This window comes from Erwinia rhapontici (assembly GCF_020683125.1).
Taxonomy (GTDB): Bacteria; Pseudomonadota; Gammaproteobacteria; order Enterobacterales; family Enterobacteriaceae; genus Erwinia; species Erwinia rhapontici.
Genome location: NZ_CP085627.1, coordinates 781,101 through 803,329, shown reverse-complemented (window position 1 = coordinate 803,329; position 22,229 = coordinate 781,101). Strand labels below are relative to the sequence as shown.

The window sequence follows — 22,229 nt, the reverse complement described above, 5'->3', positions numbered from 1 at the left end:
TCCGGGTTAGCGGACCGTTGAGCGCAGGGATGCGCGAACACGAGCCCCCAGGGATGGGTTTACGGCGTGTCCGCGTTTCGGATAGCCCTGATAGGCCGAATGACGGTTTATCAGCGATAAATCAGCCCTTCTTCCCCCCCGATTTACCAATCGACCGATGCAGATCCTGAATGCGCTTCATCGACTTCATGGTTTTCTGCGGGGCAGTAGACGCCAGCGACATGACCAGCATTTCCAGGCATAGCAGGACGGAACCGTGCAGAGGGACTTTGCCGTTTTCCCCACCGCGCGGCACGGTGATCACCGTATGCGCTTCCCGGCTAAAACGGGAGTCGGGCGCATTGGTCAGTAAGATGGCAGGGATCCCCAGCCGTCGCGCTTCGGCCAGCGTGGTGAGCCCTTCGCGATGCGCCGATTTCTGCCCCATCATGATCAGTACATCGCCGCGTTGGAGATCTAACAACTGTTCCGCCAGCAAAATTCCGGTGCGATTCAGCGCATACGCAGGCGTACCGATACGCGTTAATAATCGCGCCGTGTAGTCAGCCAGAATTCCGGAAGCCCCAATCCCAAAAATCGCCACCTGTCGCGCCTCGGCCAGCAGAGCGACGGCTTGTGCCATCGCCCGACGATTCTGCGGTTCACTTAGCGCTTCACAAGCACGCTGATGCCCTTCCACCACAAAATCAATGCTGGCATTAATATCGCAGGACAGCGCGCTGACCGTGGTATTCATCTTCTCCGCTGAGTTGATCCCTGGCCCCAGGAAACGCTCGATAGTCAGCTTTAAATCACGTAACCCGGCGAAACCCAGCGCCTGCATGGCCCGGATTACCGTCGCATCTGAACTCTGCGTCGCAGCGGCGATCTCCATCGCCGTATTCTCCAGCACCACATGACGGTGCTCGTTGATATAGCTGGCCACCGCATATAACCGTGGGGAGAGTTGATGCGCACGTGCGCGAAAACGCTCGCCGTACAGATCCACACGCCTGCGCCCGGTAGACAAACTCATGGCTGCCCCGCTTTTTCCGGCAGCGTGCGCCCGGAAAGATGCGATTGCACCTGTGCCACCAGCAGCCCCAGTGAGGCATAAGAGTTCGAGATCACTTCGTCGCGTGACAATAAAATGTAATGCCCTTCGCGACAGGCGCGTAAGAAATCACAGAATCCCGGCATGACCCGATTCATATCGGCGATCTCATCAGCAGGTTTACCTCCGGTATCAGCCCGCCAGGTATCAAAAATATAATCTGCATCCAATTCAGGAAGTCTTTCTGCGCTGACATCGACTCTTCCTCCCTCAGGGATCGCGTCCACCAACGGAGGAAAACGAAAACCGGCATCGCGAAGCACCCGCCCAAGCGAATGGTAGCTGTGATGCACGGTTAGCTTGCCATTGTTGGCCTGTAATACCGATACGGTAATGTGCTGCGTATCCACCACGTGTTTAAGCTGTTTGATCTGCTCCTGGTAGCGGCGTTCCAGAATCGCGAGCTGTGCCTGGCTGCCCGTCAGTTGCGCCAGCTTGCTGTAGATACGCGGAGCGCCCCCTTTAAGGTGGTCAATACTGACCGTCGGGGCAATTTTCTCCAGCTGTTCAACCGCCACATTGCGGGCAGGCTCGGTGATGATCAGATCCGGTTTGGCCGCAGCAATCGCTTCAATATCCATATCGGCAGTGCCAATAAACTGAATGGACGAGTTATCGAAATCCACCCCGGTGAGCAGACCGCTTGAACGCAAAAAATGGCTGCCGTCCGGGCGCGTGCGTCCGTGGCTGGCCACAGGCGGTACACCCAGTTCAATCAGGGGAATGGTGATATCCAGATCATGTAGCGAGACGATACGTTTCGGATGCAGCGGCACGACCACCGTGCGACCCAGATCGTCGGTAAACGACTGCGTGGGCACCGCAGCAGCAGCGGTAGCCCCGATTAGCAGCAGCAGAGAAAAGAGAAAACGCATAGCAGTTCCTTTAGTAGGGGCGAGGCACGCCTCGTCCGGATTACAGCGCATCACGACGGCGCCAGAGCAACAGCAGGAAAAACGGCCCGCCCACCAGGGCAATCACAATGCCCGCCGGAATTTGCAACGGGGCAAAGGCCAGCCGCCCGATGGTGTCCGTGACCAGCACCAGCAACGCCCCAATCAGCGCGCTGCCGCTGAGCAGCGCAACCTGCCCGCCGCGCAGCAGAAAACGCGCCATATGCGGGGCGATCAGCCCGACAAACCCCAGGCTGCCCACGCACGAGACGCTGGCCGCCGTCAGCAGGACTGGCGCGGCAAAGCGGATCAACGCCAGATGCTGTAGCCGCACGCCCAGACCGCTGGCCGCCTGATTACCGAGCAGCGCCACATCAGAGGCACGGGCAGTAAGAAACAGGATCAGCGCGCCCGGCAGCGCCCAGCAGGCGGCAACGGCCAGCAGTGACCAGGTCGCGGCATGCAGGCTGCCCGCCATCCACACCAGCGCCGTCTGCACATCGCGCACGTCGGCGGTGGTCATAAATACCCCTATCCCAGCCGAGAATGCCCAGGAAACGCCGATGCCGATCAGAATAAAGCGGGGACGCGAGAAATCCCGCGCCAGTGCCACCACCAGCAATGCCACCAGCAGCCCGCCCGCCATCCCCGCCAGCGGCCGCCACAGCAGACCGAGCGATGGGAACAACAGGATCAGCGTCAACACCACCGCGCTGGTGCCTTCTTTCACCCCGATCAACCCCGGATCGGCCAGCCCGTTACGGGTAATTGATTGCATCGCAGCGCCCGCCATCCCCAGCATCGCTCCACTCAGGGCGGCCATCAGCAGGCGCGGCAGACGAATATCCCAGACAATGTAGTCCTGCTGTGACGGCAACGGTTGCGGGTAGAACAGTGCCCGGCCAATGGCCGATGCCGGGACGGGCAGCGACCCCTGGGTAACGCCAAAAATCACCAGCGCCAGCGCCAGCAACGCCAACAGCGCAGCGCAGGCCAGTGCACGCGGGCGCAGCAGCAGGCTAAAGGCACCCCACTGCCAGCGCCGATAGCCCACCCGTTGAAGCGACATTTTCATTTAAAAAATCTCGACGCGATAAAGATAAATACCGGCGCACCGACCAGCGCCGTCATCACGCCCGTCGCCAGTTCCTGAGGGGCAATCAGCGTGCGGGCGGCAATATCCGCCAGCAGCAACAACAGTGCGCCGCACAAGGCCGACAGCGGGATTGCCAGGCGAATATCATCGGTGATCAGTCGCCGCACGATATGCGGCACCACCAGACCAATAAAGCCAATGGGTCCTGCCACCGACACCGCCGCACCGCACAGCAGGGCGGTGGCGATCAGCCCCAGCAGCCGGGTACGGGCAATATTCACCCCCAGCCCGCTGGCAATCACATCGCCCAGTGCCAGCACATTCAGACGCGGGGCAATCCACAGTGCCAGAACCATCCCTACCGCACCCGGCAGCGCAGCAGCGCGCGTCACCGCCCAGCTTAGCCCGGCAAGATCGCCCGCCAGCCAGGTGCGTATTTCCATCAGCGTTTGTTCATCGAGGATCAGGATAGCCGCCGTGACTGACGAGGCAAAAGAGGAGACCGCCACGCCACAGAGGGTCACCTTCAGCGGCGTCAGACCGGTACGCCCGGCGGATGCCAGCAGCATCACCAGCGCAAACAACGCGGCAGCGCCCCCAGCCGCAATCAGCGGGCGACCCAACAGCAGCCCGCCCCACTGACTGCCCAGCGCGGACGCAATGACGACTGCCAGTGCCGCCCCGGCATTCAGCCCGAGGATATGGGGTTCGCCCAGCGGGTTGCGGATCACCGCCTGGAGCAGCATTCCGGCCACGCCCAGCACCGCACCAGTCATCAGTGCAGCAACCAGTCGCAGCAACCGCAGATCCACGATCACCTTATGGTCAAAGTTACGTGGGTTAAATTCCAGCAGCGCCTGTAATACCGTACCGGGGCCGATATAACGCGCCCCCAGACTGAGGTGGATCAGCGCGCAGCCCAGCAGGGCCACCAGCAGGATGATCAGTGCCACGCCCGAACGGGCGCGACGACGGCGTACCACCGCAGCAAAATCACTCATCCGGTGCGGTCACCGGGCGCCCGGAACGGCATAAAGAAGGGTTTTCCGGTCAGCGGGTTTACCGACATCTGAACGTCGACATCAAACACCGCTTTGATCAACGCGGGTGTACAGTGCTCTCCTTGGCGGATCACACCTTCCAGGCGCCCCTGTCGCAGAAATACCACGGTATCGGCATAGTTCACGGCAAAGTTCAGGTCGTGCAGCACGACGACAACGGTACGGCCATGCAGTCGCGTCAAATCATGCAGCAGTTCGAGAATATCGACCTGATAACGCAAATCGAGGAACGTGGTGGGTTCGTCCAGCAGGATAGTGGCGGTTTGCTGTGCCAGCGCCATCGCAATCCAGCAGCGCTGGCGCTGGCCGCCGGACAGACTGTCGACAGGCAGATGGGCAAACTCCAGCGTGCCGGTCATCCGCAGAGCATCGTGCACCGCTTCTTCATCTTCCGTTGACCACTGACGCATAAAGTTTTGCCAGGGATAGCGCCCGCGTGACACCAGTTCAAATACGGTTAATCCATCCGGCAACAGCGGCGATTGCGGCAACATGCCCAGCTGGCGTGCCACCGCTTTGGTGGGCTGATCGTGGATGATTTTACCGTCGAGCCGCACGCAGCCGTCGAGAGGCGCCAGCATACGGGCAATGGTGGTCAGCAATGTGGATTTACCGGAACCGTTCGCGCCGACCAGTACGGTCATTTTGCCGTGTTCGATGGTCAGGCTGACACCGTCAACAATGATTTTTTTGCCATAACCGGCAGAGAGTTTGTCGAGGACAATACCCTGTTCTGCGGACGCCGGGAGTGCGCCTGCTGTCTTTTCCACCCGCTGTGGCATCTACCGCTCCTGCACCGCAACGGCGTGGCAACCGGCCAGCGCGCGCGTACGCCTTAAATAAAAATAAATCTCATTCGTTTTCTCGATCATGCGTAGAATGCCTGTAGTAGTCAAGAAATAATAGACAGCTTACTGACAGAGCGATACCCGGTTATAAAAGCCATAAAAAGATGCTGGATATGAAATTATTTAACCTATTTATCAAAAGATTAAAAAATAACACCCGCAATGCGAATGTGATAATTCAGCGGTAATCAGCCTGTCTGTTTTTTTGATGTTTTTTACATTTACTACTACATAACGGCGTGTTTGAATGATTCTCAATTACATATCCGAGCCATGAACACCGGGTTTAACGGATAGGACTGCGCGTAACGCAACCCATCGGGCAATGAAGACAACACACCTTTTCTCATTCAACAGGGAATGAGAAAGCTTGCGGAAAATACAATAAATGACTGAATTATCACCTTCTTTTCTGGGGAAAAAAGGGCGCGTACTGTTTTCAATGCTCTTTATCGGGGTGCTGACAACGCCGGTAGCGATGGCAGCAGTCACGCCAGCCAGCAACGTGAACAAAAGCGATGCCGACAGCAGCAATGATAGCGGCACGCTGACGGTCGAAGCGAAAGTATCCGATGCCGACCAGCCAATGACCTCCGGCTATCAGCCGCTGAACTCTTCCACCGCCACGCTGACCAATACCCCGCTGCTGGATATTCCGCAGGTGGTGAACACCGTCAGCGACCGGGTGATTGAGGATCAGCACGCTACCACGCTGGATGAAGTGCTGAACAACGTCAGTAACGTGGTTCAGACCAACACCCTCGGCGGCACTCAGGACGCGTTTGTACGCCGTGGTTTTGGTAGCAACCGTGATGGTTCGGTGATGACCAACGGCCTGAAAACCGTGCTGCCGCGCAGCTTTAACGCTGCGACCGATCGCGTTGAAGTGCTGAAAGGCCCGGCATCAACGCTGTACGGTATTCTCGATCCCGGCGGCCTGATCAATGTGATAACTAAACGCCCGGAAAAAACCTTCGGTGGCTCGATTCAGGCCACCTCCACCAGCTTTGGCGGCGGCACCGGCAGCGTGGACGTTACCGGCCCGATTGAAGGCACCAATCTTGCTTACCGCCTGATCGGTTCTTATCAGCATGAAGATTACTGGCGTAATTTCGGCAAAGAACGCAGCAGCTTTATTGCCCCGTCTCTGACCTGGTTTGGCGATGATGCCACAGTGACCGTTGCTTACTCACACCGTAACTACAGCACCCCGTTCGACCGCGGCACCATTTTCGATTTGGATACCGGCCATGCGGTGGATGTGAATCGCGAAACCCGTTTCGATGAAGCCTATAACATTACCGACGGTGAGTCGGATCTGGCCCAGTTGAATACCGAGTACCGCATCAATAATCAGTGGACGGCTAAGTTCGATTACAGCTTCAGCCAGGACAAATACAGCGATAATCAGGCGCGCGTGATGGCCTATGATTCCGCCACCGGCAACCTGACGCGTCGTGTCGATGCCACCCAGGGATCGACCCAGCGCCAGCACTCCGCACGTTTCGATCTCCAGGGCGACGTGGTCATCGGCGGTTTCTATAATGAGATCCTGACCGGGCTGTCGTATGAGAACTACGATCTGCTGCGCACCGATATGATCCGCTGTAAGAACGTGAAAGATTTCAATATTTACACCCCGTCCTACGGCACTACCGGGAAATGCACCACGGTATCGGCCGCCGACAGCGACCAGCGCATCCAGCAGGTCAGTTACTCCGGCTACGTGCAGGACTCGCTCTACCTGACCGATAAGTGGATTGCGGTCAGCGCCATGCGCTACACCACCTTTACCGAATATGCCGGTAAAGGCCGCCCGTTCAACGTCAATACTGATAGCCGCGACAGCGCGTGGGTGCCGAAATTTGGTCTGGTGTATAAAGCCACACCGAATATCTCGTTCTTCGGTAACGTTTCGCGTTCGTTTATGCCGCAGTATTCGATTGCCAGCTACATCGGTGAGCTGCCGCCGGAAACCGCGACCGCCTATGAAGTGGGTGCCAAGTTTGACCTGTTCAGCGGTGTGACCGCTAACGTGACAATGTTCAATATCGATAAGAGCCACGTGCTGTATACCGATACGGTTAACGGTGAGAGCGTGGCGAAAACCGCCGGGAAAGTACGTTCGCGTGGGGTAGAAGTGGATGTGGCGGGTGCGCTGACGCAGAACGTCAACGTCATTGCCAGCTACGGTTATACCGATGCCAAGGTGATGGAAGACCCGGATTATCAGGGCAAGATGTTGCCTAACGTGCCGCGTCACACCGGTTCACTGTTCCTGACCTATGACTTCCACAACGTGATTGGCGGCAATACGCTGACCGTTGGCGGCGGCGGTCATGCGGTGAGCCGTCGTTCCGGTGACAATGGCGAGGATTACTCGTTACAGGGCTACGCGGTAGCGGATGCATTCGCATCTTATAAGATCAAAACGCAGAACCCGGTGACCTTGCAGGTAAACGTGAAGAATCTGTTCGATAAGACGTACTATACCTCGTCGATCGCCACCAACAATCTGTCCAACCAGATTGGCGATCCGCGTGAAGTGCAGTTCACCGTGAAGATGGATTTCTGATAGTCAAATTTGGGTCAGTTGAAATACGGGTCAGGCATGCCTGACCCCTACGAAAATCGGGACCACAATGCCCCGCGCGGCAAAACCGCACCACAACCGTAGCGACCGGGCATGCCCGGTCCTTTTATGGTCCGTGTTCAAAAACCGTAGCGGATCGCATCCTTACTCTGCTGCATCAACCCGTCGATTTTCTCTGAGTAAAGCTCCACGCCCTTGCCGTCACCCGCCAGTGAACAGGCGCGACGCTTCGCATTCCAGGCCTTCATCAGTTGGGCCTGGGCAAAACCCGGTTTCCCGTAGCGGGCCATGCTCTGCTCCCAGCACTGGATGGCACTGTCGCTGTCCTGCTGCGCCATAAACTGCTTACCCAGCTCATTCAGCGCGTCAGCACAGGCTTTCGCCGGCAGTTCCTGCTGTAAGATCTTCTCAATTGCGTCCATAAAACCTCCTGATTCATTAATGGAAGAAGTTAAGGATATGGCCGAATACCAGTCCGACGCCGATCACATCCGAGTCGCTAAAGGTCACATTCTGGAAGCCATACTGGCCGAGCAGCGGCAGTAACAGCGCGGGCAGCAGCGTGATAAACAGCCCGTGGAACACGCCACCAATCACCGCACCGCGCCGTCCACCCACGGCGTTAGCAAAGATCCCGGCGGTGCCCCCGGCAAAGAAGTTGGTCAGCATTCCCGGCAGGATCATCGCCAGCCCAACCCACGGGAACAGGAACATCCCGATCACCGCACCAATGGTGGTCGAGATAAAACCGATGATCACCGCGTTAGGCGCATAGGGGAACAGCACCGGGCAGTCGAGTGCCGGAACCGCATCCGGCACGATGCGCAGCGCAATACCGCGAAACGCCGGGACAATTTCCGCCAGCAGCAGGCGCACACCCGCCAGCAGCACATACACACCGACAACAAACTGGATAGATTGCAGGAAGGCATAAACCAGGTAGTTCACACCATTAGAGGAGGCGGCCACCACTTCCGGACCTGCGGCAATCGCCGGGATCAGGTAGATCGGGATCATCACCACCATCATCGACAAATAGGTATCTTGCAGGAACGACAGCGCCTGCGGCAGCTCCACATCTTCAGTGCTTTTGCTGACATCGCCGGTCACTTTTGCCACACCCGCCTGCACCATATAGCCGATAGTACAGAAGTGGCCGAGGGCAATATCATCACCGCCGGTGATCTTACGCACAATCGGCTGGGCAATCGCGGGCATCAATACCGCCATCACCCCGGCAATGCCGCCGCCAAGCAGGATCAGCTCCACACCACGCAGTCCGCCCATATAACCAATCACCGAGCAGACGGTCGCCATCCACAGCGATGCCTGCCCGGTGAGGAAGATATATTTGTAGCGCGTCAGTCGGGCGATCAGGATATTCACCACAAAGGCGACCACCATAATCAGGGCTGTTTCACGCCCGAGGGTTTGCTGGGCGATACCGGCGATGGAACCCACATCGGTCACCACACCGCGCATATTAAACCCTTTCTGGAAGATATCGCCGAGGAAGGTTAACGTGGCAACAATAATACTGGCGCCGGAAAGCAGCACTAAGAAACCCAGTAACGTTTTTAATGTTCCGGTGATCACCTGGCCCGGGCTTTTTCTCAAAGCAATCAGGCCAATCATGGCAATTAATGAGATCAGGATAGACGCCTGCCCCAGAACATCATGGACAATAAAGGTAAGGAAAGACATAGAACTCCCCTGTTTACTTTCACATATACCCTTCATACTTCAAGCTACAGATGTGTTGGCTCGAATTATTTTGGGTAGATATTATTTATGATTTAAGATGCCGAAGGCGACGTAAACCATTTTGGATTTAATCGGATTTTAAAAAACACAAATTAAATAAGGTAGCCTTTCTCTTTAAGGATCGGCTCTAGTTTTAGTTTTATTTCGTTTTTATCCACCAGACGTTTAAGATAAATAATGGTGGAATTGATGGTGTAATGCTGGAACTGCGAACGAAAATTTTCACCGGTCATGATAATATCTGCACGCGATGAGGTCGCGCTGGAAATATCACAGTGAGATAAGTCGGCATCCACACCCAGATCTTTCAGTGCCGCTTCAATACTCATTTCACAGGCAAAACTACTGCCCAGCCCGGCACCGCATACGGCCAGAATAGATAACTTTTTCATCAGGCATACCTTAATTAAGTGTCTGTAAGTCCGCGACCTCTGACTGCGGGTATGATGACGGGCATCCCAGCCCTGACGGCGGTTCAGAACTGCTGCAGAATGTTCAGTACCGCTGATTTATCCCGTGCCTGCCTTAACTGTTCTACCACGCCGTCCTGGCAAAAAAGCTGCGACAGGCTGGCGATCATTTCAATATGCGAGTGGCTATCGATAGCGGCCAGTGCAAATATCACATACACCGGATCATTATCTTCACTGCCAAAGTTCACACCCTCAGAAATAATTAATAAGGAGAGTGCCGTATGATTCACCCCTTCTTCTGGCCGGGCATGGGGCATCGCAATACCTTCACCCAGAACATAATAGGGACCAATCTGTTCATGCATATCATAAATAGCATTAAGGTATCGGGGTTGTACTGCACCATTATCGATCATCGGTTGCAATGCAATCTCAACGGCTTTACGCCAGTTATCCGTATGCGTTAACAGTTTCAGGTTACTGTCATTAATCCAGTCGGTTAACATACATCGTCGCCCTGTTCATTATTCAGTAAGTTAATTCACTATACTTTCCGCAGAATGATAAAAACGTGATCAACATGACTTATTTAATAATAAATTATTAAACATCAGTTAATTAGATTAATAACCATAGCTTCGCCCTGGTTAATTACACCAGTGGTCACACTCTTTATTTAATACACCGTTAATATTCAGGATTAATCCTGTTTATTTTTGGCAGAGGCGAATAAATTAACTAAGCCTGATTCACGATCTCCTGCGTCCAGTGAATTAACCCATTGAAGTCGATCTCGTTGCGTTGATCGGCAACCCATACCGGCCCGAGTTGCATCGGTTCGGCGCGGTCAGCCAGTTGTTGCAGTTCTGCCACGTATTCCGCTCCCGGATGTCCCGGCAATCTTGCACCCAGCCTGCTGCTGTAACGCTGCGCTGCCATCTCACCAGGGATCTGGCACCAGATCTCAGCGATGCGATCAATGCCCGCCGCGTTGATAAACCCTGACAGATCCGCTTTTGGCTGGAAGCCAAACCACGCATCAACAATAAAGGTGTTACCTGCCGGGGCAGCGGCAATAATCGACCAGATCACCTGATAAGCGGCAATGCCCAGCTTACGGTTCATCGGGCGGTCAATACCGTCAATCTGACGCATAAACGGCTCTTTAATCTGATCCAGCGTCAGCAGTGGCCAACCGGTCGCCGTCGACAGACGGGTGGCGATATGGCTTTTTCCCGATGCGGGTACGCCGTTCACCATCACCAGGCGTTTACCGTGGTTCCGGGGGGCAGAGTGCTGCAAAACGGGCTGCTCAGGCATGGCTGGTTTTTTCCTCTGTGCTACGGGCATGGAAATACTTGCCGATCACCGCCTGGATTTCACGCAGGCGTGGGATGGCCAGCGTTTCCAGTTTTTCGCGGGTGATACGGCGGTCCAGCGAGATGCAGTCTTTCCACAATGCACGCCCGGCAATCACACCGGAAGCGCCGTTGCTCATCGCATCCGCCACCTGGGTCAGGAAAGTTGTATGATCCACTCCCGCCGAGAGTACGGCCCAGGGCACATCCCCGGCAAGCTCGGTGATATCGGCACAAGCTTTAGCCGATCCAGGATATGGGATCTTCAGCACTTTGGCACCCAGCTCCAGTGACAGTTTGGTGCCTTCATAGATCAGTGACGGCACACGGCTTTTATACGCGTCGTCCGTCTCTTCCGGCAGGGGATAGGTAAGAAACTCCACCACCAGCAGCAGATCTTCGCGGGCAAAGTCTTCGATGCAGTGGCGCAGAATATCGAGGTTATGTTGATTCGCATCCGGGCGGTCGGCGCGTAAATAGACCATAATTTTACCGCCGTTAGCGCCCAGCTCGCGCACGCGGCGGGCGCTGATGCCCTCCACAAGGCGTGAATTGCGGTAGCCTTCCGGGGTGGTATCAAAACCCGACGCATCCAGGCCAATCAGCAGAGCGGTATCGCGATTGATGATCCCGTGATCCACCAGATCCGGTACAGCACAGACGGCATCCACCAGCACGCAGGAAGCCTGACTGGCGAGATAGCGGGTGATATCCGCCTTGATACCGCCGAGCTGCTGCTCGGAAATGGCTTTTTGCTGGTCGGGATCGGCACTTAACAGCGTTCGCATCGCACCGCGCTGGTCGCAGGCAATCACCAGCATCGCGCCGTTGCTGCCGCAAATTTGCTGATAACCGCGCAGTTCAGAAGTGGACATGTGTGACATTAGGGTGAACTCCTATACAGATTACAGGGTAAAAAAGCCGTCGTAGACGACCCGAAAGTTACCTTTAGCCTGTGTGCACGACGCCGGGCTGTTGCCGGTGAATCTCCAGTCCTGTCAGGGGTTTCAGCCACCTGTGCACGTTGCAATTTTGCTGGTGTTGAGCAATAATTCTCCAACCGATGAACTGAGTGTAATACATTGCAGAAAGGAATTACAACCCTGAAAGAGCCACTTTTACAAGATCCCGCCACCACGCGGGCAATGATGCATATGGTGGCGAAGCTGCACTATCAGTCCGATATGTCGCAGGTCGATATCGCTAAAAAACTGGGCGTGTCCACCGCCACGATCTCGCGTCTGCTGACCAAAGCGCGCGCGGCGGGGATTGTGCGAATAGAGGTGATTGAGCTGACGTCCCCTGAGGAGATCACGGCGGATCTGATTGCACGGCTGGGGTTAAAAACCGCTGCCGTGGTGGAGTCCCCACCTGCCAATATCCTCAGTGCCCTGAATGCGCCGCTGGCCTCGCTGCTTCAGCAGGCCGACCTGGTCAGTGGTTCGGTCGTGGGCATTGGCTGGGGACGGGCGGTACGTGAAGTGACGCTATCCGGCCTGCCGCGCCTGCCGGGGGTGATGACGGTGGCGCTCAACGGCGGTATGCAGCAGGCGGCAGCGCATTTTCAGATTAACGAATTTGTGCGCCAGGCCGCAGAACAGATGGAGGGAACGCCGCATTTCCTGCACGCGCCCTATATCTCGTCGCCGGTGCTGCGTGATGCATTTCTCTGCGATCCGGGCGTGCAACAAATTACCTCGCTATGGGATAAGCTGGACGTGGCCATCGTGGGCGTCGGCCTGACGCATCATGCGCCCCACCCCAGCGAAACCAGCACGGCCACCCCTGATGAGCAGGCGCTCAGCCATGCAGCGGGCGATGTTCTGCGCCACTACGTGACCGAACAGGGGGAAGTGCTGCACTGGGAGGGCGAACAGCGGATGATTGCAGCATCACCAGACCAGCTTCGTCAGACCCCGTTATGCATCGGGGTGGCGGCCACGGCAGAGAAAGCCGCCGGGATTATTGGTGCCGTACGTTCCGGCATGATCAACGCACTGGTGACCGATATTAAAACAGCTCAGGCCATCCTCGACCGTCTGGTCACCGAGCCGCAGTAAACCATAACTGCCTTTATCCCTGGCGGATAAAGGCAGTTCATTCTCTGTAAAAATAACACCTTATAAGAAATAACCTATTACGGATTAATTCTCATTCCGTAATATTGATCCAATTTATATTTTAATAGGAATAGTTATCATAATCATTTAAAAAGCAGAACTGTTTATATTCATCATGGAATGATTATCACTTACCAATCATACTCTTAGGCGACAACAATAAAATTAGCCTATGCTATATAAAACGGTTTTTATTTTATCAATCTGCGTGCATAATGCGCAGAAATCACCTGTTTTACTCGTTATACTTCACGTTACAGAAACATTCACTCTGTCCCTGTAACATGAATTATTGAGAGTAATAAATCGCAAAATATAATGTTAAAGGAGTCACCATGCTGACTAATGAAATGACCGCTCAGTTGAACGATCAACTGAATCTGGAATTCTATTCTGCCAACCTGTACCTGCAGATGAGCGCATGGTGCAACGACAAAGGCTTCGAGGGTGCGGCTGCGTTTATGCGTGAGCACTCTACGGAAGAGATGCAGCACATGCAGCGTCTGTTCAACTACCTGAGCGATACGGGCGCGATGCCGGTACTGGGCACCATTGAAGCCCCACCGGTCACCTTCAACTCCCTGCACGAAGTGCTGGAGCAGGCTTATCAGCACGAGCAGCTGATCACCGCTAAAATCAACGAACTGGCGCACGCAGCCATGACCACCCAGGACTACTCCACCTTTAACTTCCTGCAGTGGTATGTGTCTGAGCAGCACGAAGAAGAGAAGCTGTTCAAATCTGTACTGGATAAACTGGCACTGGTGGGTAACAGCGGTCAGGCCCTGTTCTTCGTGGATAAAGATTTGCAGAAACTGAGCGAACCTGGTGCACACCAGGCGTAATCGCTGACAAACGTCGCCCCTTTTTCAGGGACGACGTTTTTTTCCTTTTCTTGCTCTTTTACTCCCCTTTCCGCAATTTTTTCACCTGCTCCGCCGTCACATCGCTGGCCTGATTTCCCCAACTGTTGCGCACATAGTTACTCAGTTCGGCCACCTGTTGATCCGTCAGCCGCCAGCCAAATCCCGGCATTCGCATACCTGTCAATGCTCTTTCTGTCACCGCAGCCCGGCCTCCGTGCAAAATCATTGAAACCAGTGACGAAGGATCATCCCCCAACAGCGCCGGGTTACTTGCCAGTGCCGGGAAGGTGTGAGTGTATCCCCGACCATCGCTACGGTGGCAGGCGGCACAGTTATCCTGATACAGCGCCGCCCCCGGATATTGAGCTTCGGCATAATCTTCACTGGCTGGCGAAGAAGAGAATTTACCGGGAGGCAGGCTCTTCAGAAACACCGCAATAGCACTAAGATCCGCCGGCGTAAGATGCTGCGTACTCTGCTGCACCACATCGGCCATGGAACCAAATGCCATTGTGCGGTCGTTCTGCCCTGTTTTGAGGAAATTGATAATATCCTGCTGCGTCCAGCTCCCCAGCCCGCGAACGTTGTTACCCCGCAGGTCCGGTGCATGCCAGCCGTTAATGGTTCCTCCGGACAGATAGGCGCTGTCATTGTGGTCCAGCCCTTTTTCCTGCATCGCTATACCGCGTGGCGTATGGCAGCTACCGCAGTGCCCCGGAGCCATCACCAGCCAGGCACCCCGGTTCCACTCGGCGCTTTTCAGCGGGTCGTTAAGATAGCGTTCATCGTCATGAAACATCATATTCCACACCCACAACGGCCAGCGTATATTTAACGGCCAGGGGATATCGCTTTTTCGGTTTGCCTGCCGGACGGCAGGAACCTCCTGTGTGAAGTACGCATACAAATCGTGCAGCTGCTGGTCGTCAAACTTGCTGAACGCGGTATAAGGCATCGCCGGATACAGATAATGACCATTCCGGGCCTTCCCCTCACGAAGCGCCCGCGCAAAATCCTGATAGCTGTAGTGACCGATGCCGGTTTGTGCATCCGGGGTAATATTGGTGGAGTAAATAGCCCCGATGGGGGTATCCATCTTCAGTCCCCCGGCAAAAGGCGTGCCTTTTTCTGCGGTGTGGCAGGCTGCACAATCTGCCGCCAGGGCCAGATAGTGCCCCGGACTGATGCTGCGCTCAGGCACAGCGGCAATGCTGTTACTGGCCACTGCCAGCAGCACACACAGACCGTATTGTCTGATATTCATGGCTCACTCCCTGTCAGGCCTGCACCAGCGGTCCGGGCTGGGCGAAATATTGAGTACGGATGGCGTGCGCTGCCCACAGTGCAGTGGCGCAAACAATACCGGTGGGGTTGTAGGCAAGATTTTGAGGGAAGACAGATGCCCCCAGCACAAACAAATTGTGCACATCCCAGCTTTGCAAATATTTGTTTACCACACTGTTTTTCGGGTTATCACCCATCACTGTCCCCCCCGTGGTATGCGTGGACTGGTAAGGCCGCACATCATAGTGGTCACCGGGCTTCATAAAACCCGATTCAACCTGCTGTGCCCCCATTACACGGGCTATCTGCTCCGCTTTGCCTTGCATGAACTGCGTCATTTTCAGTTCATTCGGCTGCCAGTCAAACGTCATGCGCAGCAGCGGCTGGCCGTGGACATCCTTGTAGGTCGGGTCGAGGTCGAGATAACACTGTTTATATGGCATGACCGATCCCGATGAACCGATGGTCATAGTGTGCAGATAGTGCTGTTTGATGCTTTTTTTCCAGCCGCTGCCCCACTGCGGGGATGCCGCAGGCAACGGCATCTGCTGGATCGGCCGCCCGCCGCTGGTGGCCGCCCCGATGGTGGCGCCGCCAATAAAACCCAGCCCGCTCTGGTCAAAATTCCCGGCATTGAAATCATCAATAAACGTCCCGGTCACGCCAGAGGCGGCAAACGGATTAAAGTTATGCTTCTCGCCAAAGAACAGATTGAGGCTGCCATTCATCTGGTAAGCATAGTTACGGCCAACCACGCCCTCTCCGCTCTGCGCATTGTAGGGTTTACCTATCCCCGACAGCAGCAGCAGGCGAACGTTATGCAGCTGGAAGGCGCTGAGGATCACCAGATCCGCAGGCTGTTCATGCTGTACCCCCAGCTCATCCACCCAGGTCACGCCAGTGGCTTTTTTCCCACTGGCATCAGTATTAATACGCAACACCTGTGCCTGAGTGCGCAGCGAAAAGTTCGAAAACTGGCGAAGTGAAGGCAGGATAGTTGACTGCGGCGAGGCTTTGGAACCGTTGAAACAGCCGAAACGTTCACAGAACCCGCAGTAGTTGCAGACGCCCAGCTGCACACCATAAGGGTTCTTCCAGGCTTCGGTGCAGTTGGCTGCCGGAATAGGGAACGGGCTGTACCCCAGGCTTTCTGCCGCCCGGGCAAAAAGCTGCCCGGCATACTGTTGCTTCAGGGGCTTTGTCGGGTAAGGTGCACGCCGTGGCGCTTCAAACGGATTGCCCCCGGCGACGGTCTCCCCACGGAGGTTACCCACCTGCCCTGCTGTGCCGCAGATTTTTTCGAATTTCTCAAAGAAGGGTTCCAGCTCCTGATAACTCACCGGATAGTCCTGCAACGTCATATCCGCCGGGATCACGCTGGCCCCGTAACGTTCGGTGACGGTACTGCGCATCTTCAGGTCGGTTTCCCGAGGCCGCCACAGCATCCCGTTCCAGTGAACCCCCGCCCCGCCTACGCCGTTACCGGGCAGGAAAGAACCAAAGCGGCGGTAAGGCATGGCATGGTCGGCTGAGGTGTGGCGCACCGTCACCGTCTCACGCGCCGGGTTCTGGAACAGCTTCAGCCGGATACCGTAGGTCAGTTCATCCGTTATGCGCGGGTAAGCAAAGTCCGGCCAGGTATCGCGCTGTTCACCGCGCTCCAGTGCCAGGATATTCAGCCCGGTTTCCGCCAACTCGCGGGCCATCAGCGCCCCCGTCCAGCCAAACCCAACAATCACAACGTCAACCGGGGGGTGTTTGATTGTACTCATGCGCTGCGCCCCCGATAGCCAGAAATACTGACCGGAGGCAGCGGATAGGGTTTATTCGGGTTATCCATCTGATCCTGATAATCGGCACGTGCACCGGGGAAACCGATCAGCGTCCAGCTGGCCAGCGTCTGATTTCCGCCGTGCTGCGGGTCAGCCAAATAGCCCTCTTTGGTGTTATCCAGCAGTTGGGTAAAGAACAGCGCGCCAGGCAATCCGCTAAAGTTAAGTTCACCGGCTTCCAGCTGCGTTAACAGAGCATCCTGCTGCCGGGGTTTCAGGTCGGCAAAGTCTGCCTGCTCATGCTGCTGGCAGTGCTGGTCTATCGCGGCGATTCCCCGGCGGTAGATCTCGCGCGGTACCAGCGGTGACTGATATCCCAACTCCGGGATCGCCTCCGCAAACGGTGGCTGCATATACCACAGCTGACCGTGGCCGTAGGGTTGTTCCATCTGTCTGTCGATAAAAACCGGCACCCCTTCGCTAACGGCGCCGGGGCCTAGCGCATCCTCCGGGATCAGTCGGCCGCAGGCGGCAATAATAAAGCGCCATTCACGGGGGTTAAACCACAAAGGAACCGGGCCAGGAGAGACGCCCTGCGCCGGGGCAGCCTGCGCACTGAGGGGAGCGACTCCGCGTCCCACCACCGTAGCCAGCGGGATAAACGCCAGCGATTGTTGCAGGAAACGTCGCCTGCCACGGGCAACATCATCATGATCTACCATTGTCTTCTTCCTGTGAATAGTCGGTATTCAGCCCGCACAGGGGCCAGTGCTGCAGCATAAAACCTTATTTTCTGCGGGGGATAGAATAGGCGACAAAGGAAGACGACGGGGGCGGGAAACGTGTTAGCAGATATGAGTTTGGATAAAGATTATTCCAGGATAATCGCTTCAGCTCATTGATAACCTCCATAATGAACAAAGGGTGCGAATCGCACCCTTTGTTCAGAGATTTATGGCGTCGGTTTCAGGGTAACCCAGTAACCTGGCTGATAATCAATCGGCAAGAACCGCTGATGGAACTCACGGAACGTAGCGTCCGGGTCGATATCTTTAAACAACTCCGGATGCAGCCATTTTGCCAGCATCTGAATCGCGACAAACTGATAAGGGCTGTCGTAGAACTGATGCCAGATAGCGTGTGCGTTACCGTTGGTGGCCACCGGCAACGTACGGAATGCCGGACGCGCCATCAGGGCGGTTAAACGCTGTGTCGCCAGCGTCACATCCGCACCTGGCCCGACACCCACCCAGCCACCGGCCGTATTGTAGTTTTTCCAGTTCGCACCGGTCACCACCACCACATCCGGACGCGAAGCGATAATCTGCTCAGGATTCAGCGTACCGAAGGTGCCTGGGATCAGCCCTTTGGCAATATTCGTTCCCCCTGCCACTTCGACCATACGGCCGAAGTTTTCGTCGCCGAAGGACATGCAGCACTCTTCGGTATAGCCACCGGCACGATCCAGCATCACTTTAGGACGCGGGCCCTGATAGTTTTTCAGGCGTTCGGTGACGATATCGATCTGCTGCTGACGGAAGGCGATGATCTCTTCCGCACGTTCAGGTTTACCAACCAGCTGCCCCATAATGCGGATGCTTTTCACCGCGTTCTCAAACGGCTTTTCGCGGAAATCGATAAACACCACCGGGATGCCCAGCTTGTCGAGTTTTTCCGTCAGTTTAGATTCATCGGTGGCCGCTTTCGATTCCAGGTTCATCAACACCAGATCGGGCTTCAGCGTCAGCGCCTGCTCAACGTTAAAGGTGCCATCTTTCGCGCCGCCGAAGGTCGGTAGTGAAGTAATGGACGGATATTTTTTGGCGTAGATCTGATAGCTGTCAAAATCCGCTTTTGGCAGATCGTCGCGCCAGCCCACCACACGCTGGAACGGTGCATCGGTATCAAAGGCCGCCAGCAGGTAGATCTGCCGCCCTTCACCGAGGATCACGCGTTTCACTTCGGATTTGATTTCGACCTTACGGCCGCTGACATCTTCCACCACAAACGGTGCCGCCAGCAGGCTGGCCGACGCGAACAAACCGCCAGCAAAGATCACTGCTTTACCCCAGAACGTCATAGCACTCTCCACAGAGGAAATAATAATTATTCTCAATCTCAATTTTGCTGAGGAATGCTACGACGAGGCCGGGGTTATTACAATATGTGTCAGGAAATTTCGCATGAGGATGAGAAGGTAAAACGGTAGAACTTCGTGTCCACCGTCATCACCGGGAAGCTGACGGGTAGCTCCGTCACCGGGATCTCGCTAAAACCGTTTTTCTCGTAAAAACGGTGTGCCGCGAGAAACTTCGCGGTGGTTCCAAGGAAGATATCGTCCACCCTCCGGTGTCGTGCATGCATCATCAGGGTGTTAAGCAACGCAGACGCCACCCCCCACTCCCGCCCGCGATACGGCGCGGCAACAAACATCTTACGCAGCGCCGTTTGCTGTTGACCTATATCTTTCAGACCAATACAGCCCACCACGCGTTCACCAATCTGCGCCAGCCAGAAATCACCGTTTCCCTGCTGATAAAAATGGCCGATATCGCTGAGATCCGGCTGCTGTGCTGCCGTGATGGCAATGCCAAACTCCTCATTCTGGATCGGCAGGATAAGCTGTACGACGCCAGGCTGGTATTCCGATCGGTAGCGCTGGATAGTGATAAGCTCGGTGGGCATCATGCGTGGCTCCGCTGGGGTTAAGATCATTCGGCGATGCAGATTAATCTATCGCTTTTACTAATACCTTGGCGAATGAAAAATCCCCACAGGGAGATTAAATGCTCTCCGGCTATTCTGTTCGCGACTCATTGTTGGGCGCTTAAAAATCATAGTAAACCGATAGCCAGGTCTGGTCTGGGTCATTGTCAGACGCTGCGGTGAAGGTGTGTTCCAGATAAATGGAGAAGCCATAAGCCAGCTGCGTGTAAACCCCCAGATATCCATGATTCGCATGATAATTTTCATTTCCCTGCAAGCGCAGCGTATCCACCGCAAAATAGGGCTGAACGGAGTGAAGATAACGCTTGTCGATCGGAAAGGTATAACCGGCAAAGGCCTCCAGCCCATAACCGCGTCGCGCAAAATAGTTGTCGGTGCTCTGCCGTATCGTGGCAGGAACATAATGTCGATACAGGGTGGCAGTTTCGACCAGATACCAGTTGCCCGGCTGCCAGGTCATGGCAGCGCCGCTAAACTGCTGGCGATAACCGCGTTGTTTGCTGCCCGAACCTCTGACCGTGGCGTTGGTCTGATTCCAGCTGGCGCTCATCGTCAGATCTTTTGCCATCTGATAGTCAACACCAATGCCACCACCGCGTTTGCGTCGGTAATACTGGCTGTCACCCAACACCAGTTCATCCTGCGGCAGCAAATAGTCAACATAGAGCGTCAGGTCACCGAAGATGTTGGTGTACTTCAGACTATTGCGTGGGCGTTCTCCCCCGTCATAGTCCCCACCGACGCCAATCCAGTTAGCACTGGCATGCCCGTCATTGTCCCAAACGTCACTTTTTATCCCAATCGTGTCGTAATAGACGCTGTACTGGTGTCCAAAAGTGAGCGTACCGTAGCGGTCATCTTTAATGCCACCAAACAGCTTACGCTGAATCCCCCAGTTATTGTCATGATCGTAGTGGTGCTTCAGCCCGAGTACATGTGCCGTATCCACACCCAGTGAATAGAAGCCGATAACCGATGTGCCGGGCCTGAGCAGGTAATCGACGCTGAAGCGAAAACGCGTACCGCCATCATGCCCACCGTGGTTATCTTCTCCCTTATGCCAGATAAACTCCGGGCGAATACTGCCGCTGATGCCAAGACTCAGTGGGGATAACCGCGGATCGGTGAAGGTGTTTTTTTTCAGCACGGTGATCGTCGCACTGGCCGAAGATGACGCAAGGAGCAGCATCACGATCGCCAGCGCCTTCCCTGTTTTTTGCATCCTGAATATCACCTTATTGCTCCAACCAGCCCACTGCCGGGAGTTCTGCCAGGCGACATCATCAATAAATAGCGTTTTTTCCGCGTGTGTTTTAGTGGGATGTGCGGTGCTTAGTTCTCTTTTTGTGAATGGCAGCAATGAAGACGGAATAAGCGCGCCAGCTCTGCCCCCATCGGCGTCAGCGTACTGTCCTTCCGCTGGATGAGATAAAACGTGGCATTGGGCAGCACCTCTTTAATATTCAGCGCCACCAGTTGGTTGCCGAGGATCGGATCGCCGATCACATCACTGGAGAGAATACTGACAAAATCACTCTGTGCGATCAGGCTGGTGCAGGCCATAAAGGTTTCGCAGGTGACGCTGATCGCCGGGGCCATGCCCATATCGTGCAGCAGATCATGCAGCAGGCGATAATAGCTACCGCGTGGCGTTGGCATCGTCCAGTCGCAGTGCTGCAATTCCGCCAGCGATGTCACGTGCTCACACGGATGCCCTTTGCGCACCACGACGCGATATTCGCGCTCCATCAACCTTTCATAGCTCAGCTCGCTGTCCAGATGACCGGGATAGGACGTATTGATGGTGAAATCCAGCTCGCCCTGTCGCAGCTCAGGGATCATTGAGACCAGTTGCCCTTCCACAATGCGGATCTTCACATTGGGAAACTGGCGACGAAACTGGGTGATCACCTGTGGCATCAGCGTTCGCGCAATGCTGCCGCCCACGCCGATGTTCACCGTGCCCCCCGCCAGCCCCAGCCGCTGCTGTATGTCCTCCTGGGCCACGCGCAACTCTTCAAGGACCAGGCTCGCATGTTGAAAAAAGTTATCACCAATCTCGGTGAGCGCCACGCCCTGGCTGCGCCGAATAAACAACCTTGCACCCAGCACCTCCTCCAGCTCCTGAATCGATTTAGTCAGCGCGGGCTGTGACAACCCGGCGGCCCGGCTGGCAGCACGAATGCTGCCGTGACGGGCAACGTCAACAAAAGCGCGTAGCTGGTGTAACTTGATAGAGGCAGGCATAGGTTTTCCTTATGTGATAACCGTTGATTATCAGTCACAAGATATTGGCATCTTCTGTCCGTGGATTCCATTGTGTAGAACAGAAAGTGATAAC

20 protein-coding genes and 1 pseudogene are annotated in these 22,229 nt (G+C 55.4%); 3 read left to right on the top strand and 18 right to left on the bottom strand.

The features are described from left to right. Positions 1-121: 121 nt before the first annotated feature. Genes LJN55_RS03655 through LJN55_RS03635 form a run of 5 tightly spaced genes read right to left on the bottom strand, consistent with a single transcriptional unit; the run spans position 122 to position 4,925 of the window. A complete protein-coding gene (locus LJN55_RS03655) occupies positions 122-1,015 on the bottom strand; it encodes a MurR/RpiR family transcriptional regulator (protein ID WP_133843687.1) in 894 nt (297 codons plus the stop codon). Continuing rightward, positions 1,012-1,968, bottom strand: coding sequence for an ABC transporter substrate-binding protein (locus LJN55_RS03650; RefSeq protein ID WP_159337379.1), 957 nt, complete (start codon positions 1,966-1,968; stop codon positions 1,012-1,014). Before LJN55_RS03650 ends, LJN55_RS03655 begins: the two co-directional genes overlap by 4 nt. A 40-nt stretch (positions 1,969-2,008) precedes the next feature. Beyond that, a complete protein-coding gene (locus tag LJN55_RS03645) occupies positions 2,009-3,061 on the bottom strand; it encodes a FecCD family ABC transporter permease (protein WP_167863882.1) in 1,053 nt (350 codons plus the stop codon). Beyond that, on the bottom strand, positions 3,058-4,083 hold the full coding sequence (locus tag LJN55_RS03640; RefSeq protein WP_227535703.1) for a FecCD family ABC transporter permease: 1,026 nt from the start codon (positions 4,081-4,083) through the stop codon (positions 3,058-3,060). The genes LJN55_RS03645 and LJN55_RS03640 overlap by 4 nt, the downstream gene beginning before the upstream one ends. Next, positions 4,080-4,925, bottom strand: coding sequence for an ABC transporter ATP-binding protein (locus tag LJN55_RS03635; RefSeq protein ID WP_227535702.1), 846 nt, complete (start codon positions 4,923-4,925; stop codon positions 4,080-4,082). The genes LJN55_RS03640 and LJN55_RS03635 overlap by 4 nt, the downstream gene beginning before the upstream one ends. A gap of 454 nt (positions 4,926-5,379) precedes the next feature. Here LJN55_RS03635 and LJN55_RS03630 point away from each other — a divergent pair, with 454 nt between their 5' ends. After that, positions 5,380-7,566 carry a TonB-dependent siderophore receptor gene (locus tag LJN55_RS03630; protein WP_133843696.1) on the top strand — a complete coding sequence of 729 codons (2,187 nt, stop codon included), beginning with the start codon at positions 5,380-5,382 and terminating at the stop codon, positions 7,564-7,566. Between the two features lie 137 nt (positions 7,567-7,703). Here the strand turns inward: LJN55_RS03630 and LJN55_RS03625 are convergent, their stop codons facing one another. The 6 genes and pseudogenes from LJN55_RS03625 to LJN55_RS03600 all read right to left on the bottom strand — a co-directional run bounded on the left by LJN55_RS03625 (position 7,704) and on the right by LJN55_RS03600 (position 12,003). Then, positions 7,704-8,006: a hypothetical protein gene (locus LJN55_RS03625; protein ID WP_133843698.1), complete on the bottom strand. Its 303-nt coding sequence runs from the start codon at positions 8,004-8,006 to the stop codon at positions 7,704-7,706. A gap of 37 nt (positions 8,007-8,043) precedes the next feature. After that, positions 8,044-9,288, bottom strand: a pseudogene (locus tag LJN55_RS03620) (PTS sugar transporter subunit IIC); the annotation flags it as partial. Positions 9,289-9,440: 152 nt separating this feature from the next. Beyond that, complete coding sequence (locus tag LJN55_RS03615) at positions 9,441-9,740, bottom strand: PTS sugar transporter subunit IIB (protein ID WP_133843702.1); 300 nt, start codon at positions 9,738-9,740, stop codon at positions 9,441-9,443. An 83-nt stretch (positions 9,741-9,823) separates the two neighbouring features. Continuing rightward, positions 9,824-10,267 carry a PTS sugar transporter subunit IIA gene (locus LJN55_RS03610; protein WP_133843704.1) on the bottom strand — a complete coding sequence of 148 codons (444 nt, stop codon included), beginning with the start codon at positions 10,265-10,267 and terminating at the stop codon, positions 9,824-9,826. Between the two features lie 232 nt (positions 10,268-10,499). Next, positions 10,500-11,081: an AAA family ATPase gene (locus tag LJN55_RS03605; RefSeq protein ID WP_227535701.1), complete on the bottom strand. Its 582-nt coding sequence runs from the start codon at positions 11,079-11,081 to the stop codon at positions 10,500-10,502. Continuing rightward, a complete protein-coding gene (locus LJN55_RS03600; protein WP_159337375.1) occupies positions 11,074-12,003 on the bottom strand; it encodes a tagatose-bisphosphate aldolase in 930 nt (309 codons plus the stop codon). Before LJN55_RS03600 ends, LJN55_RS03605 begins: the two co-directional genes overlap by 8 nt. Positions 12,004-12,201: 198 nt before the next feature. Here LJN55_RS03600 and LJN55_RS03595 point away from each other — a divergent pair, with 198 nt between their 5' ends. Together LJN55_RS03595 and ftnA are read left to right on the top strand one after the other, a co-directional pair. Then, a complete protein-coding gene (locus LJN55_RS03595) occupies positions 12,202-13,179 on the top strand; it encodes a sugar-binding transcriptional regulator (protein ID WP_227535700.1) in 978 nt (325 codons plus the stop codon). 395 nt (positions 13,180-13,574) lie between these two features. Next, the gene (gene ftnA, locus LJN55_RS03590; RefSeq protein ID WP_133843710.1) at positions 13,575-14,084 is read left to right on the top strand and encodes a non-heme ferritin; all 510 of its coding nucleotides are present in this window, start codon (positions 13,575-13,577) and stop codon (positions 14,082-14,084) included. A gap of 58 nt (positions 14,085-14,142) precedes the next feature. Here ftnA and LJN55_RS03585 read toward each other — a convergent pair whose 3' ends face one another. From LJN55_RS03585 to LJN55_RS03555, 7 genes are all read right to left on the bottom strand, one after another. Further along, positions 14,143-15,369, bottom strand: coding sequence for a c-type cytochrome (locus tag LJN55_RS03585; RefSeq protein WP_212813704.1), 1,227 nt, complete (start codon positions 15,367-15,369; stop codon positions 14,143-14,145). A 13-nt stretch (positions 15,370-15,382) separates the two neighbouring features. Then, entirely contained in the window at positions 15,383-17,161 is a 1,779-nt protein-coding gene (locus LJN55_RS03580; RefSeq protein ID WP_227535699.1) for a GMC family oxidoreductase, read from the bottom strand. Continuing rightward, entirely contained in the window at positions 17,158-17,883 is a 726-nt protein-coding gene (locus LJN55_RS03575) for a gluconate 2-dehydrogenase subunit 3 family protein (RefSeq protein ID WP_133843716.1), read from the bottom strand. Before LJN55_RS03575 ends, LJN55_RS03580 begins: the two co-directional genes overlap by 4 nt. A 230-nt stretch (positions 17,884-18,113) precedes the next feature. After that, on the bottom strand, positions 18,114-19,241 hold the full coding sequence (locus LJN55_RS03570) for an ABC transporter substrate-binding protein (RefSeq protein ID WP_133843718.1): 1,128 nt from the start codon (positions 19,239-19,241) through the stop codon (positions 18,114-18,116). 89 nt (positions 19,242-19,330) lie between these two features. Then, positions 19,331-19,849 carry a GNAT family N-acetyltransferase gene (locus tag LJN55_RS03565; RefSeq protein ID WP_133843721.1) on the bottom strand — a complete coding sequence of 173 codons (519 nt, stop codon included), beginning with the start codon at positions 19,847-19,849 and terminating at the stop codon, positions 19,331-19,333. 139 nt (positions 19,850-19,988) lie between these two features. Beyond that, entirely contained in the window at positions 19,989-21,110 is a 1,122-nt protein-coding gene (locus tag LJN55_RS03560; RefSeq protein WP_227535698.1) for a porin, read from the bottom strand. A 110-nt stretch (positions 21,111-21,220) separates the two neighbouring features. Next, complete coding sequence (locus tag LJN55_RS03555) at positions 21,221-22,135, bottom strand: LysR family transcriptional regulator (protein ID WP_133843723.1); 915 nt, start codon at positions 22,133-22,135, stop codon at positions 21,221-21,223. Between the last annotated feature and the right edge of the window lie 94 nt (positions 22,136-22,229).

Bases quoted from the DNA above. Each gene is read 5' to 3' on its own strand.
- LJN55_RS03655 (WP_133843687.1), bottom strand. From the start codon at position 1,015: ATGAGTTTGTCTACCGGGCGCAGGCGTGTGGATCTGTACGGCGAGCGT.
- LJN55_RS03650 (WP_159337379.1), bottom strand. From the start codon at position 1,968: ATGCGTTTTCTCTTTTCTCTGCTGCTGCTAATCGGGGCTACCGCTGCT.
- LJN55_RS03645 (WP_167863882.1), bottom strand. From the start codon at position 3,061: ATGAAAATGTCGCTTCAACGGGTGGGCTATCGGCGCTGGCAGTGGGGT.
- LJN55_RS03640 (WP_227535703.1), bottom strand. From the start codon at position 4,083: ATGAGTGATTTTGCTGCGGTGGTACGCCGTCGTCGCGCCCGTTCGGGC.
- LJN55_RS03635 (WP_227535702.1), bottom strand. From the start codon at position 4,925: ATGCCACAGCGGGTGGAAAAGACAGCAGGCGCACTCCCGGCGTCCGCA.
- LJN55_RS03630 (WP_133843696.1), top strand. From the start codon at position 5,380: ATGACTGAATTATCACCTTCTTTTCTGGGGAAAAAAGGGCGCGTACTG.
- LJN55_RS03625 (WP_133843698.1), bottom strand. From the start codon at position 8,006: ATGGACGCAATTGAGAAGATCTTACAGCAGGAACTGCCGGCGAAAGCC.
- LJN55_RS03615 (WP_133843702.1), bottom strand. From the start codon at position 9,740: ATGAAAAAGTTATCTATTCTGGCCGTATGCGGTGCCGGGCTGGGCAGT.
- LJN55_RS03610 (WP_133843704.1), bottom strand. From the start codon at position 10,267: ATGTTAACCGACTGGATTAATGACAGTAACCTGAAACTGTTAACGCAT.
- LJN55_RS03605 (WP_227535701.1), bottom strand. From the start codon at position 11,081: ATGCCTGAGCAGCCCGTTTTGCAGCACTCTGCCCCCCGGAACCACGGT.
- LJN55_RS03600 (WP_159337375.1), bottom strand. From the start codon at position 12,003: ATGTCACACATGTCCACTTCTGAACTGCGCGGTTATCAGCAAATTTGC.
- ftnA (WP_133843710.1), top strand. From the start codon at position 13,575: ATGCTGACTAATGAAATGACCGCTCAGTTGAACGATCAACTGAATCTG.
- LJN55_RS03585 (WP_212813704.1), bottom strand. From the start codon at position 15,369: ATGAATATCAGACAATACGGTCTGTGTGTGCTGCTGGCAGTGGCCAGT.
- LJN55_RS03580 (WP_227535699.1), bottom strand. From the start codon at position 17,161: ATGAGTACAATCAAACACCCCCCGGTTGACGTTGTGATTGTTGGGTTT.
- LJN55_RS03575 (WP_133843716.1), bottom strand. From the start codon at position 17,883: ATGGTAGATCATGATGATGTTGCCCGTGGCAGGCGACGTTTCCTGCAA.
- LJN55_RS03570 (WP_133843718.1), bottom strand. From the start codon at position 19,241: ATGACGTTCTGGGGTAAAGCAGTGATCTTTGCTGGCGGTTTGTTCGCG.
- LJN55_RS03565 (WP_133843721.1), bottom strand. From the start codon at position 19,849: ATGATGCCCACCGAGCTTATCACTATCCAGCGCTACCGATCGGAATAC.
- LJN55_RS03560 (WP_227535698.1), bottom strand. From the start codon at position 21,110: ATGCAAAAAACAGGGAAGGCGCTGGCGATCGTGATGCTGCTCCTTGCG.
- LJN55_RS03555 (WP_133843723.1), bottom strand. From the start codon at position 22,135: ATGCCTGCCTCTATCAAGTTACACCAGCTACGCGCTTTTGTTGACGTT.